Origin of the sequence: Sphingomonas astragali, assembly GCF_051400615.1 — a bacterium.
In the GTDB taxonomy this organism is placed as follows: Bacteria; Pseudomonadota; Alphaproteobacteria; order Sphingomonadales; family Sphingomonadaceae; genus Sphingomonas.
The window spans coordinates 542046-554947 of the sequence record NZ_JBLFFH010000002.1 but is presented as its reverse complement, the minus strand read 5'-3'; the positions used below and the strand labels follow the sequence as shown (position 1 = coordinate 554947).

At 67.2% G+C, this 12902-nt stretch carries 10 protein-coding genes; 1 reads left to right on the top strand and 9 read right to left on the bottom strand.

Annotation, left to right across the window (positions count from 1 at the left end):
* Window positions 1-195: 195 nt before the first annotated feature.
* The 6 genes from ACMGER_RS10930 to ACMGER_RS10905 form a co-directional block, all read right to left on the bottom strand.
* The gene (locus tag ACMGER_RS10930; protein ID WP_436812174.1) at window positions 196-972 is read right to left on the bottom strand and encodes an IclR family transcriptional regulator; all 777 of its coding nucleotides are present in this window, start codon (window positions 970-972) and stop codon (window positions 196-198) included.
* A gap of 115 nt (window positions 973-1087) precedes the next feature.
* Window positions 1088-2056, bottom strand: coding sequence for an alpha/beta hydrolase (locus tag ACMGER_RS10925; RefSeq protein ID WP_436812173.1), 969 nt, complete (start codon window positions 2054-2056; stop codon window positions 1088-1090).
* Window positions 2053-3579: an MFS transporter gene (locus ACMGER_RS10920; RefSeq protein ID WP_436812172.1), complete on the bottom strand. Its 1527-nt coding sequence runs from the start codon at window positions 3577-3579 to the stop codon at window positions 2053-2055. Before ACMGER_RS10920 ends, ACMGER_RS10925 begins: the two co-directional genes overlap by 4 nt.
* Before the next feature lie 20 nt (window positions 3580-3599).
* Window positions 3600-4712 carry a beta-galactosidase BglB gene (gene bglB, locus ACMGER_RS10915; protein ID WP_436812171.1) on the bottom strand — a complete coding sequence of 371 codons (1113 nt, stop codon included), beginning with the start codon at window positions 4710-4712 and terminating at the stop codon, window positions 3600-3602.
* A gap of 49 nt (window positions 4713-4761) precedes the next feature.
* Entirely contained in the window at window positions 4762-5076 is a 315-nt protein-coding gene (rhaM, locus tag ACMGER_RS10910) for an L-rhamnose mutarotase (RefSeq protein WP_436812170.1), read from the bottom strand.
* Between the two features lie 10 nt (window positions 5077-5086).
* Window positions 5087-6649, bottom strand: coding sequence for a rhamnogalacturonidase (locus ACMGER_RS10905; RefSeq protein WP_436812169.1), 1563 nt, complete (start codon window positions 6647-6649; stop codon window positions 5087-5089).
* Between the two features lie 132 nt (window positions 6650-6781).
* On the opposite strand from ACMGER_RS10905, the gene ACMGER_RS10900 reads away from it, so the two are divergent.
* Window positions 6782-7474 carry a DUF6250 domain-containing protein gene (locus tag ACMGER_RS10900; RefSeq protein WP_436812168.1) on the top strand — a complete coding sequence of 231 codons (693 nt, stop codon included), beginning with the start codon at window positions 6782-6784 and terminating at the stop codon, window positions 7472-7474.
* Here ACMGER_RS10900 and ACMGER_RS10895 read toward each other — a convergent pair.
* The 3 genes from ACMGER_RS10895 to ACMGER_RS10885 form a co-directional block, all read right to left on the bottom strand.
* On the bottom strand, window positions 7471-8256 hold the full coding sequence (locus ACMGER_RS10895) for a rhamnogalacturonan acetylesterase (RefSeq protein WP_436812167.1): 786 nt from the start codon (window positions 8254-8256) through the stop codon (window positions 7471-7473). The genes ACMGER_RS10900 and ACMGER_RS10895 overlap by 4 nt on opposite strands.
* A 72-nt stretch (window positions 8257-8328) precedes the next feature.
* Window positions 8329-11304 (bottom strand): TonB-dependent receptor, encoded by a 2976-nt coding sequence (locus ACMGER_RS10890; protein ID WP_436812166.1) that lies wholly within the window; start codon window positions 11302-11304, stop codon window positions 8329-8331.
* 220 nt (window positions 11305-11524) lie between these two features.
* Window positions 11525-12865, bottom strand: a complete 1341-nt coding sequence (locus ACMGER_RS10885) for an oligogalacturonate lyase family protein (RefSeq protein WP_436812165.1) — start codon at window positions 12863-12865, stop codon at window positions 11525-11527.
* Between the last annotated feature and the right edge of the window lie 37 nt (window positions 12866-12902).

Genomic DNA, 12902 nt, shown 5'->3' with positions numbered 1-12902 from the left:
GATTAGTATATGCCAATTTCTAGGTGTGGTCATGACAATTGGTCTGCAACTAGACTGGTCCGGAGGTCGACGGACAGCCCATTTCCACGGCCAGCACCGCCGGGTGGCGGCGCCAGCCGATCGATCGATTGCTCGATCGCAAGAAGTTGGCGGCGTGAGTTGCCGGTGGGCTGCGCGGCGGAATGCCGATCCGGATTATTCCGGACGCGGATATCCGAAGGCGGCGCTGAGATCGATCGCGGTCGACCGCACCGGCCCCGCGATTGCGGCGGTGACCTCGTCGGTCAGATAGTGCGCGGCGCTGGCGATGCTGATCGCCAGGATGATCTGTCCCTTCGTATTGCGCACGGGCGACGCCACCGAGCGGACGCCATCGTCCAGCTCGCTCTCGTGCATCACGAGCTGACGCTTGGCGTGGACCTCCATCGCGGACAGGAAGGCGTTCAGCTGAGCCTCGCCGGCATTCGGCTTGCCCTCATGGAAGAGCCGTGTCAGCGACGCAGTGTCCTCGTCGAGCAGCAGCGCCTTGCCGAGACCCGTTTCGGTGATGAAGCGCCGGTCGCCGGGCGCGGTGGAGACCCTGAGCCGCTGGCGGCCGGTGACACGGTCGAGATGGCGCGACCAGTCGCCCTCGCGCTTGCCGATGAACACGCAGAAGCCGGTCTGCTCCGAAAGCCGCTCCATGTGGGTCCGCGCGATCCGCAGGAAATCGGTCTGCTCTAGCGCCAGCGAGCCGAGCTGGAGGAGCTTCGGCCCGAGCGAGTAGCCGTCCCGCGTCGGCGCCAGATAATCGCGCGAGCGCAGCGCCTGCGCCAGGCGATAGGTGGTGGCGCGGCTGAGGCTCAGCTTCTGCGCGAGATCGGTGACCTTGGCCGGACCCTCGATGATCTCGTCGAGGATATCGAGCGCGCGCATCAGGGTCTGCGCGCCCTTCGCGGCGGGGGCGCTCTTTTCGAGCGTCTCGTCTTGCATGGACTTCATCTCCTGGGGTCGCTGCGGCCTTGTGATTTGGGTCTTAGCGTATCGCAATGCACCTCAGTATGTGAATTATTCTGGAGATATGCCAGCCGGCTGCGTCCGATTCCGCTCAGCTCATGCCGTGCCGCCGGGCCCAGGCGACGAACAGCTCGGGCCAGGGCGTAGGGGTGCCGTCCGGCAAATGCAGGCCGAAGCCGTGCCCGCCGGTCTCGAACAGGTGCAGCTCCCGCGGCACCTTTTGCGCCTGCAGCGCGGAGAACAGCGCGAGGCTGTTCCCGACCGGCACCGTCACGTCGTCGACGGCATGGGCGAGGAAAGTCGGCGCCATCGCGCCGGTCACCAGCCGATCGGCCGAATAGGCGGCGATCCGCTGCTCGCTTGGGTGGGGACCGAGCAGCTCGGTGCGCGAACCCATGTGCGCGAGCCCGTCCGCCATCGATACGACCGGATAGAGCAGGCCGGCGACCTTCGGCCGTGCCGGCAGCGCATCGGCGGTGTCGACCGCGGCATAGGTGGCGAGATCCGGCTGCGTGGCGAGACGCGCGGCGAGGTGGCCGCCAGCCGAGAAGCCGAGCACGCCGATCCGCCCGCCGTCGAATCCGTCCCGCGCCGCGCGCGAGCGGATCAGCCGCATCGCGCGCTGCGCGTCCTGCAGCGGCGCGTCGGGACCGGCCGCCCAGCCGTCGCCGGGCAGGCGGTAGAGCAGCACGAAGCAGCTGTAGCCCGCCGCGGCGAAGCGCCGGGCGATGGCATAGCCTTCATGGCCGATCGCGACGCGCCGGTAGCCGCCGCCAGGCACCAGCAGCAGCGCCGCGCCATTGGGCCGCGCGGGCCTCAACAGGGTGAGGCTCGGGCGGGTGAGATGGGTGAAGGCGGTGTCGTCCTGCGGACTGTCCGGCGTTCGGAGGCGTTCCTCCTCCACCACCGTCACCTTCTCGCCGCCGGGCGCCGGCCCGGGCCAGATCGCGAAACGCGCGAAGCCGGACGGGAGCCTCGATCGGTCTCCCGCAACCGAGGCAACGCCGAGCGCGGTGCCTCCTGCGAGCAGAGTCCGTCGGTCGATGCCGGTGGAGCTCATCGCCCCGTCCTCGCGACAGGGTTGCGGCCCCAGAGCTGCTCGTAGCGCCAGCCCGACAGGTCCTCGACCACCGCCCGGCTTTCCGCGCTCTCGGGCGCGGTGGCGCCGGCGCGCAGACGCTCGATCTCGCGCATCAACACCGCATGGGTCTTCGGATCGAGGCGGAAGCGCAGCGAGACGAGGATGCCGAGCGCGAGCACCGCAAGCGTGCCGACTCCCAGCACCCAGGCGATGGTCCGGACCGCTTCCGGCGTCTGCACCGCCGCCTTGGACTGGAAGCCGCCCAGTTCCATGATGATGCCGACGCCGGCGACCGCCGCCGCCTGCGTCGCCTTGCGCACGAAGGTCATCACCCCGGCGAAGCTGCCCTCGCGGCGCTGGCCGGTGACGATCTCGTCGACGTCGGCCATGTAGTTGTAGGTCGCCCAGGGGATGTAGTTGAGCGCGCCGCGGCCGAGCCCGGCGAACACGATCGGCACCCACAGCAGCCAGCTCTGCGCAGTGATCCCGGCCCACCAGCAGCCGATCAGCAGCAGCACCCCGACGCCGAAGCTCAGCGCGGCGAGGCGGTAGGCGAGGCCGGGCGCGGCCCTCAGCGCGACGTTGATCGCCAGCATCACCGCGACGAGCTGGACGATGTAGAGCGGCCCCAGCAGGCCGGAGGTGAGCGCGGTCGAGCCGGCCAGTGCGAAGATCACGAAGAAGGTGAAGGCCGCGTTGAAGATGTCCTGGCTGATGTACCCGCCGAGATACATGCCGAGATGCAGGCGGAAGGCGCGGATGCGCATCGTCGACAGGAGGTTGCGATAGAGCCCCTGCAGCGACTGCCCTACGCCGCCGGCCGAGGGCTTCGCCGCGTCCATTGCCGCCGGCCGCTGCCGTTCCCAGCTGAACAGATAGAGCATCGTCGCCGTAGCCATGAACAGCGCGGTGAAGATCAGCCCCATGTAGAAGAAGGTGTTCGGGCTCTCGCGGCCGAGGTAGTTGATGATCCACAGCGGCAGGAACCCCGCCAGGATCGCCGAGCATTGCCCGAGCAGGATGCGCGCGCCGGCGAACTTCGCCTTCACCTTGTAATCGTTCGACATCTCGGCGGCGAGCGTCTCGTACGGGATGATCTCCATCGCGTAGACCATCTCGAACAGGACGTAGGTGACGAGATAGTAGAGGAAGCTCTGCCCCGGCAGCCACATCAGCGCGAACGCCGGCATCAGCGGGATCGCCGCGAGGATGAAGAAGCGCCGTCGCCCGAACCTCCTGCCGAGCCAGGTGCCGCCGAAATGATCCGAGATATGGCCGATGAGCGGCGAGGTGATCGCGTCGAGGATGCGCGCCACCGCGAAGATCGTCGCCGCCTCGCCCGCGCTGAGGCCGCAGACAGTGGTGTAGAAGATCAGCACCCACCCCGAGATGACCGCCATCGAACCTGCGCCGAGGAAGTCGTTCGAGCCATAGGCCAGATAGGTGATGAACCGGACGGGGCGCGCCGCGTCGGGGGACGGTTGTGCCTGCGGCTGCGCCATGATCCTCTCCCGTCCCGTCGTCAGATGTAGGTGCGGAGGAATTCCGCGAGCGCGCAGATCGCCAGGCTCTGGCCGTAAGGCATCGAGGTGAGCGGGATGTCCTTGTAGAACTGGAGCGTGTCGCCCATCGCGGTGCCGAAGCTCACCTGCCTGAGCTCGCCCGTGTCGTCGATGTTGGCGAGCACGCCCTCAATCGCCCTGATCCCCACCGCCTCATAGTCGGCGGAGATGTAGCGCCTCCTCACCGCCTTCAGGATGCCATAAGCGAAGCCGGCGGTCGCGGATGCTTCGAGATAGCTGGTCGGATCGGTGATCAGCGTGTGCCACAGCCCGCTTTCGTGCTGGTGCTCGGCCAGCGTCCTCACCTGCGCCGTCAGCGCGTCGACCAGGAAGGTGCGGAAGGCGTCGCCCTCCGGCAGATCGAGCATCTCGATGATCTCGGGGATGGCGATCGTCACCCAGCAATTGCCGCGCGCCCACAGCGCCTCGGCGAAATTGTGGCGGCCGTCGAAGGTCCAGCCGTGGTACCACAGGCCGGTCCTGCGGTCGGCGAGATATTTGACGTGGACGAGGAACTGCCGCTTCGCCTCCTCGACATAATGCGGCCGCCCCAGCAGCAGACCGATGCGGGCGAGCGGCAGCACCGACATCATCAGCGTGTCGTCCCACAACTCCCCCGGGTTCTCGTCGTTGAAGACGATGTGCTGGAAGCCGCCCTCCTCGGTCTTGGGCAGGCCGTCGGGGGCCATCAGCCATTCGGCCCAGGCGTCGAGATAGGGGAGGTAGGTCTGGTCGCCGGTATGCTCGTAGAGGTTGGCGAGCGTCAGGAACGGGGCCATGGTGTTGATGTTCTTGGTCGGCGTGCCCGCGGCGAAGCGGTCGCGGAACCAGTCGAGCATCACGTCCAGCGCGCGGTCGCTCCCGGTCTGCTCCCAATAGCGGTAGAGGCCGAACAGCCCGACGCCATGGGTCCATTCCCAGTCGTTCCAGCCCTTGGTGTCGATGACGCGGCCGTCGTCGAGGCGGAGCAGGAACTCGCCGGTCTCGTCGTGCAGGTTGACGAGATTGCCGATCAGCCGGTCGATCGCATCGATCACCTGGGATCGCGGGATCGAATGGGTCAAGGCTGCCATAAACTCTCTTTCACTCCTGAAGCTATGCGGGTCGCGGGCGAGGCCGCGGTCAATCCAAGTGGAACATCGGCACCAGCGGCCATTCGACCGGGCGGTTGTCGGGTTCGACTTCCATCAGCGGCGCCATATAGTCCCACCACCGGCGCATCACCGGATGGTCGGGCAGGGCGTCGCGGCGGTTGTCGTCGGTGAGCCTCAGCACCGCGAACAGCGCGAGCGTCCGTTCGTCGAGGAAGATCGAATAGTCGTAGATGCCGGATTCGCGCAGCAGCTCGGCGAGTTCGGGCCAGATCTCGTCGTGGCGGCGGCGGTATTCGTCGACCGTGCCGGGCTTGAGCTGCATACGGAAGGCGTGGATCGTCATGGCGTGTTCCTCAGGCTGGCCCGGACGGGAGGTGGACGGCGCTGGACCAGAGCGGCGTATCGGTGACGGCGATGCGCGCTACGTCCTGGGTCACGATCGCGGGCCGCGCGTCCGGGCCGGTCGTCTCCATCGTCAGCCGGTCGATCGCGATGCCCTCGGCATGGCGCATCCACAGCCCCCAGGCGGGCAGCGGGCCGAACATGCTCGGCTCGGGATAGGCTTCCGCCTGCTCGGCCGGCCGGAGCACGGCGTCCGCGGCGGTGCCGCCGCCGGGGAAGGCGAGGCGGATGTTCCGGAGTGCGACGTCGCGCACCGGATGTCCCGGCAGCCCGGCGATGATCGCCGGATAGCGGTGCTCGGCCATGACCGCATCGACGTCCGCGATGACGATGCCGCGGGTCGATCCGACTCCCGTGCCAAGGGGGCCGCGCCGGCGGTCGCCGAGCCGTAGGAAGATCGGCGCGGTCGTGACTTCGCTCATGACGAGGTTTCGTGCCGTCACATCCTCCATCGCCCCGCCGTCGACCGTCTCCAGCGCCAGCCCGCGCGACCGCTCGAACCGGCAGCGCTCGATCAGGATGTGGCGATAGCCGCCGTTGCTCTCCGTGCCGAGCTTGATGCGCCCGGTCGGGCCGTCGCGGTCGGGCGCGAGCAACGTGGCGCGTCCGTGCGTGCCGTCGATCATGGTGCCGACGTCATAGCCCGACACGGTGCAGTCGCGCACGACGACATGCTCGGTCGGCACGATCCGGCCGAGCGCGAAGCTGCTCTTCAGCACGATCGCGTCGTCGTTGGGCGTGTTGATGCGGCAGCTGGAGACGGTAGCGTCCCGCACGCAGTCGAGGTCGATCCCGTCGCGCTGGGTGTCGATCGTCAGGCGATCGATCGTCAGCTTCTCGACGCCGGTGGCGAGAACGGCGAAATGCCCGCCGAGCAGCACCGTGAAGCCGGAAAGCCGGACGTTGCGGGCGTTCCTGAGCGCGATCGCCTTGTTGCCGAGCCCGCGCATCGCCTCGAACGCCGGTTCCAGCCGGGCGATCTCGGCGGCGGACATGCCCGCCATCGAGTTCGGCCGCTCGCCCGCGCCGCGGGTCCAGCGGGCGCCGGGGCCGTTGCGGGTGAGCCCCTTGCCGTGGATCATCCCCGGTCCGACGATCGCGACGTCCTCGACGCCGTCGCCCCAGATCAGGCTGTTGCGCCAATGGCTGTGGCCGAAATCCTGGTAGAGGCCGTCCGAGCCCCGCTCGGGATCGTCGTAGCGGCCGGGGTGGACCGCCGGGTCGGCGCCTTCGATCACCGTGCCGGGATCGAGCAGCAGCGTGACGCGGCTCCGCAGGCGGATCGAGAAGCAGAGATAGCGCCCCGCGCCGAACGTCACCGTACCGCCGCCGGCGCGCGCAGCGGCGTCGATCGCGCGGTTGACGGCGTCGGTGTCGAGCGTGGCGCCGTCCCCCCGCGCGCCGAAGTCGCGGACGTCAAACCGCTGCGCCGCGCGCGCGGCGAAGGGCAGGGCGGCCAGCCCCGCCGCGAGCGTGCCGCTCACCTCCCGCCGCGACAGCACGGGCGTCAGCATCGCGCCGCTCGATTGTGCCGTCGCCCCCTGACACGCATCGCCTTCCCTCTAAGGATGTCTGGACGGCGGGTTGACGCGCCATCATCCCACAATATGCTTTTATATTCCATATTGTGCAAGTAAGATGCGAGTATGACAGCCTTCTCCCGGCGCATGGTGATCGGTGCCCTCGTCGCCGTGCCGACGATCGGCGGCGCGAGGGCGCGACAGCGGTTCCTGCGGGACGATTTTCGCAGCGGCCTCGGCCGATGGGCGATCGAGGCCGAGCGGCCGGCACGGGTGCATGCCGCCAGCGGCATCCTCGACATCGATACGCCGGCGGGCATCACCCTGTGGTTCCGGCCGGAGCTGCGCACGCCGGTGACGATCGACTATCAGGTGCTGGCGGTCGCCGAGGGCGGTCCCAACGATGCGGTGAGCGACGTCAACGCCTTCTGGATGGCGTGCGACCCCGCCGCGCCCGACGGATCGGTGCTTGCCCGGCCGCGCAGCGGCACCTTTGCCGAATATGACACGCTGCGCACCTATTACGTCGGCATCGGCGGCAATCGGAACACCACCACGCGCCTGCGCCGCTATGTCGGCCGCGTCGGCGACCGGCCGATCCTGCCGCGGCACGATCGTTCCGACCGGGGCGCGCTGCTCGAGCCCAATCGCTGGATTCGCCTGCGCCTGATCGCCGACGGCACCCACATCGCCGTCGAGTGCGACGGCAGGACGCTGTTCGCGCTCGATGACACCCGGCCCTACACGCACGGGCATTTCGGGTTGCGCACCACCAAGAGTCATCTCCGGGTCCGCGATCTCACCATAAGCACCGCCTAGCTGCACGAGGCGTTGCCGCGTGCGACGGCCGCCCCGGGATCGGCAGGACGGGCACGGCGCGATACCGGCAGCTTCAGCCTGGCGAGCGCATTGGCGACGATGCGCGCCGTCGCCCGCGCGCCGAGCTCGTTGAGATGGGTGGTGTCGGTATGGCCCTCGGGGAACCGCGCGATGTGGTCGGCGGGAGTGTAGATCATGAAATAGCGCGCCGATGTCGCTTCGCCCTGCCGGTCGAAGAAGGCGCGGCTATCGGCGTCGAGATCGACCAGCGGCGTACCGGTGGCGCGGGCGGCGGCGATCACCGCCTTGGCATAATCGCCGTGCGTCGCGCGGATATGGCCGTCGCGGAACGCGTGCCTGGCGACGGGGGTCACCAGTACCGGATCGCCCTGCCGCGCCCGTACGTCGCGCACGAAGCGCTCCAGATTGGCCCGATACTCGCCATTCGCGTCGGTGTGACGATAGAGCTTCGTCAGGTCCTCGTCATTGTGGCCGAACTGGATCAGCACGGTGTCGCCGGGGCGCACCTCGGCGAGCAGGGCGGACCACAGGCCTTCGGACAGGAAGGTGCGGGTGCTGCGGCCGCCCCGCCCCTTGTTGACCACCGCGATGTCCGGATCGAGCGAGCAGCCCAGGAACATGCCCCAGCCCATCTGCGGGAACTGGCTCGATGCATAGTTCGCCGCGGTCGAATCGCTGGCGATCAGGACCCGAGGAGGCACGGGATCGGCGGCCGCCGCCGTTCCCAGCATCAGCAGTATCGCGAGCGCAGCCTTTCGCATGACCCTTCCTCCCAGAAGCCTCAATAACGGGAGGCGGCGCCGAAGCCCCGCCTCCCGCGGTGAGGAGCCGCCTTAGAATCTGTACCGCGCGCCAAAGAAGAACTGCCGGCCGGTCGAGCTGTAGACCTGCTGATCGCGTCGATCCTCGCCGTCCCAATAGCTGGTGGGCTGGTTGGTGAGGTTGATCGCGTCGACGGTCAGCGTGAGCCGGTCGGTGAGCTTGTAGCTCGCCGAGGCGTCGATGTTGGTGCTGCTGTAGGCGCCGGCGGTGTCGGCAAGGCCGGCGCGGACCGGGATGATGCGCAGATACTCGTCGCGATAGGCGAGCGAGCCGCGGATCGAGAACCTGTCGTCCTCGTAATAGAGCGTCGCGTTCGCCGAGTTGGGCGACACGTTGATCAGCGGCGCCTGCATCGTCGGGCCGGCAGCGCTGGTCGTCAGCACATAGGAGATGTTCGACTTGATGTGCGTGTAGTTCAGGATCGCGCCGAAGTGCCTGAGGAAGCCCGGCAGGAAGGTGAACGGCTGCTGGTACGAGATCTCGAAGCCGTCGATCTTACCGCCGGCGGTGTTGCGGTAGGTGGTGACGTTGGTCGGCGTGTTGGGGTCCTGCGTCGGCGACAGCAGCTCGAGCGGCAGGCCGGCCTCCGCATAGGGCATGGTCGTGGTGATCTGCTGGACGAAGTTGCTGATATCCTTGTGGAAATAGGCGGCCGACAGCACTGCGCCCTGCTGGAAATACCATTCGACGCTGACGTCGTAATTGTCGGCGAGATATGGTTCTAGATCGGGATTGCCGACCGTCGCGGTGAACGGGATCTGCGCGGTGCCGATCGCGCCGCCCGGCGTCAGGAAGCTGAGCGACGGGCGCGACATCGCCTTGGCATAGGCGAGACGCGCGGTCAGCTTGGGCGTGACGTCGACCGCCAGGTTCACCGCCGGCAGCCAGTTGTCGTAGCTGCGGTTCACGCGGGCGAGGACGCCGGCCCCGACATAGCCGACCGAGGTCTGGTCGGTATGGGCGTAGCGCACGCCAGCGTTGCCGCGCACGATCATGCCGTTGGCGAGATCGAACTTGTAGTCGAGCTGCGCATAGGGGCTGACGTCCTGCTCGATCACCGAGCGGTTGTCGCCCTGCGATCCGGTGCCGACGCTGCCCATGCGGAAGTCGCCGAACTGATTCACGCATTCGCAGTCGACGTTGAAGGTCTGCATGATCTGGAACAGGTCGGGCACCACGAAGGAGTTGGTCGACCCGTCGGGGATGCCGATGCCGTCGACCGTCACCACCTTGCTGATGTCGGCCATGGTCATGCCGGCAGGCAGCGGCGGGATCAGGTTCTGCGAGGCGATGCGCTGCTCGCGGGTCGAGGCGAACTTGAAGCGCTTGCCGGCGATGCCGGTCTTGAAGGTCAGCGCGTCGTTGAGCTCGTACCGGAAGTCGACCTTCAGCGTCTTGAACTGGTTGTCGACGGTCGCGCGGAACTGGCGGATGTTGTCGTAGCCGTTGGCATATTGCCAGTTGTTGGGATCGGTCGCGTCGAAGCCATAGTCGAGGGTCGGCGTCTTCCGGTTGTCCCGCGCGTCATAGACGAAGCCGTCGCCGTCGAAGCGGCTGAAGGTGACGAGGCGGGAATAGGGGTTGTCGAAATAGGAACGCGACTGGCCGTAGAGGATGCTGAGCTTGCCCTTTTCGCCGATATCCTGGTCGATCCGGCCGTTGGCCTGCCAGAAATAGGTCGAGGAGACGTCGTAGCTGTTGGTGACGCCGAAGTCGGTGTCGTCGAATACGCCGTAAACGACCTCGCCTGCGTCGTTGATCTCGACGTCGCGGATTTTCATGTTCGGACGGCCCGCGAGCTGCGCGGCCGTCCAGGACGTCCCCGCGGGCGGCGAGCCGTTGCCGCGATTGAGGCTGATCGGATTGGTGGCGAGATCGGTCTTCTTTTGGTCGAACCGCGAATAGGCGAGGTCGATCGTGATCTGCATGTGGTCGGTCGGCTTGAGCTGGATCGCGCCGGTCAGGCCGAGCCGCTCCTGGTCGTTGAGGAAGCGGCCGTAGCCCGGCAGGCGGGCCATGAAGACGTTCGGCTGGTTGATCGCGTTGTAGGCGTCCGGCGAGGAACCCGGATTGGGCCCCGACGCGGGAATGCATTGCGACGCACGCGGCGCAGTGCCGACCAGCGGGTTGACCGGCGTCGTCGGCGTGCCCGGCACGATCGGGCAGAAGCCGTTGTTGATGTCGGTGAAGTCGGACAGGCTGGTGTTGGAATAGGCGTCCTCCTGCACGCTGCGCTTGTTCCAGGCGAAGGAGAACAGCACGCCGATGCGGTCGTCGGCGAAGGTGTCGCTGATCAGGCCCGCGATGCGCGGCGCCCATTTGTCGTTGATCGTGTAATAAGCCGCCTGCGCGGACAGTGCCGCCTGGAATCCGGGCTTGTCGAACGGCCGGCCGGTGGTGAGATCGACGGTCGCACCGAGCGAGCCCTCGTCGACCTCGGCGGACTGGGTCTTGTTGACCACTACCTGGCTGAACAGCTCGGACGCGAACACGCTGTAGTCGAAGGTGCGGCCGCGGTTGATGCCGGCGCCCAGCGTCGAGCCGGTGGTCGCCGAGATCGCCTCGAGCCCGTTGAAGCGGGTGCGGCTGAAGTCGCCGCCGAGACCGCGCACGGTGATCGCGCGCCCTTCGCCGCCGTCGCGCTCGATCGAGATACCGGGCACACGCTGGAGCGAGTCGGCGAGATTGGCGTCGGGGAAGTCGGCGATGTCCTGCGCGCTGATCGCATCGACCACGCCCGCCGAGCTCTGCTTGATGCGCAGCGCATTCTCCAGCGAGCCGCGGAAGCCGGTGACGACGATGTCCGGGCTCTGGTCCTGTTGGTCGTCGGGCGTGGTGGCGGCTGCTGTCTGCGCGGCGTCTTGATCGGCCGGGGCTGGGGGCGTCTCTTGCGCGAAAGCGGGCACGCTCGCCAGCCCGAGTGCCATCGCCCCCATCGAAACCGTGAGCCGCAGAGCCGCACCGCAGGTGAATCCACGCTCTCTCATCGCAACCTCCCACTCGCCCCGTCTCGGCAGGGCTGTCAGCAATGTCTCACATTGTAGTCTATAATATCATTAATTGAGCGATGCTCCCGCAGGGCAGGCGGTGTCAAGCGTGTTAGGAAACATTGCTCGCCGAAGCGCCGAACCGTGGCAACGAAGCCACGCGTCGAGGGGAGCACAGGAGACGTGTGAGGATAAGGGTCAGGCGCTTGCTGATTAAGGCCTATTGCCGCGTCTTAGCGATTTCGACCGCATAGACCTCGGTCGGTCCGAACATATTCGACCGGAACACCAGCCATTTGCCGTCCGGCGTGAAGTTCACGTTGGGTTCGAGCCGGTAATCATGGTTCTTCATGTTCACGAGCCGCTCGGAGGTGAAATAGCCGGGGTGGATCAGCGCGCCCGAATTAGGTGCCTTGATCCCGGCCACGTCGGGGATGCCGTTCGGCTTGAACAGGTAGAGCCACTTCCCGTCGGGCGCGTGCGCGACCATCTCGCTGTCACCACCGTCGCCCGCGAACATCGTGCCGTCGGGCGAGCTGTTGAAGTGCACCGACCATTCGTTGCGCTGGAGATGGTACCAGCTGCGCCTGCCCGTCGCGATCTCGTAGCCCGCGACCCAGAAATCCTCGCCGCGCGGTGTCTGCAGGTCGTACCACACGGTCTTACCGTCGCGGCTGAACCATTCGTGGCCGGCGATCTCCATGTTCATCGTGCGCCGGTGCAGCTTGAGCGGCCTGGCATCGGGCCGGTCGACCCGGATCAGCCACAACCGGTCGACCTTGTGCCACGGCCCCTCGTGACAATACATGAGCAGGCCCGGGTCGGTCGGCGAGAACTGGAGGTGGTTGAGCCAGTCGGTCGAGCTGTAGACCGTGCGCTGCCGGCCGGTGCGCGTGTCGATGACGAACATCGTCATCGGAATCTTCGCTTCCAGCCGTTCGTTGAGGCGCACCTCCTTCGATTCGGCGTAGGTCATCGGCCGCCCGTCGGGCCATGAGGCGCGATAGTCCGCCTGATCGAAGCGCGCGTCGCGCTGGCGGAAATATTTGAGCGCCTCGGCGCCGGAGCTGGGATCGGTCTCGACTCCGCCGAGCAGCGTCTCGTCGGCGTTGATCGTCTGGATCTCGCCGTTCGGCACCTCGGCGACCTTGCGGACCTTGCCGGTGTCGATGTCGGCAGCATAGATCGTCTTGGGGCCGGGCCGGCTCCCGTCGGGTGCGACCTGATAATAGACCGAGCGCGTCTTGCGGCCGGTGAAGAGCAGCCGGAACGGCCCCTTGATCGTCACCACCGTCGAGAGCTTGCGCGCCTTGAGGTCGTAGGCGGCGATCCCGGCCGGGGTCGAGATCAGCAGCTTGTCGCCCTCCGGCGTGTAGCCGTTGTAGTTGAAATAGAGGCTCGAACTGCCCGGCTGGTCGGAGATGCGGATCACGCGGTGACCGGTGTCGGGATCGGTCCACTCGCGCGGCGGGTCCTGCGCCGGCGCCGCCCCGCCGCCGACAGCGAAGGTCAGCGCCGCGAGAATCTTGACGATACGGGAGCCAGCGTGGCGACTGATCATTCGCACCTCCGGGATTCTGGGCCATATGTCCCATATT

What these genes read in the sequence shown, in the direction of transcription:
- ACMGER_RS10925 (WP_436812173.1), bottom strand. Translation starts at nt 2,056, where the DNA reads ATGAGCTCCACCGGCATCGACCGACGGACTCTGCTCGCAGGAGGCACC.
- bglB (WP_436812171.1), bottom strand. Translation starts at nt 4,712, where the DNA reads ATGGCAGCCTTGACCCATTCGATCCCGCGATCCCAGGTGATCGATGCG.
- rhaM (WP_436812170.1), bottom strand. Translation starts at nt 5,076, where the DNA reads ATGACGATCCACGCCTTCCGTATGCAGCTCAAGCCCGGCACGGTCGAC.
- ACMGER_RS10900 (WP_436812168.1), top strand. Translation starts at nt 6,782, where the DNA reads ATGACAGCCTTCTCCCGGCGCATGGTGATCGGTGCCCTCGTCGCCGTG.
- ACMGER_RS10920 (WP_436812172.1), bottom strand. Translation starts at nt 3,579, where the DNA reads ATGGCGCAGCCGCAGGCACAACCGTCCCCCGACGCGGCGCGCCCCGTC.
- ACMGER_RS10885 (WP_436812165.1), bottom strand. Translation starts at nt 12,865, where the DNA reads ATGATCAGTCGCCACGCTGGCTCCCGTATCGTCAAGATTCTCGCGGCG.
- ACMGER_RS10930 (WP_436812174.1), bottom strand. Translation starts at nt 972, where the DNA reads ATGCAAGACGAGACGCTCGAAAAGAGCGCCCCCGCCGCGAAGGGCGCG.
- ACMGER_RS10890 (WP_436812166.1), bottom strand. Translation starts at nt 11,304, where the DNA reads ATGAGAGAGCGTGGATTCACCTGCGGTGCGGCTCTGCGGCTCACGGTT.
- ACMGER_RS10905 (WP_436812169.1), bottom strand. Translation starts at nt 6,649, where the DNA reads ATGCTGACGCCCGTGCTGTCGCGGCGGGAGGTGAGCGGCACGCTCGCG.
- ACMGER_RS10895 (WP_436812167.1), bottom strand. Translation starts at nt 8,256, where the DNA reads ATGCGAAAGGCTGCGCTCGCGATACTGCTGATGCTGGGAACGGCGGCG.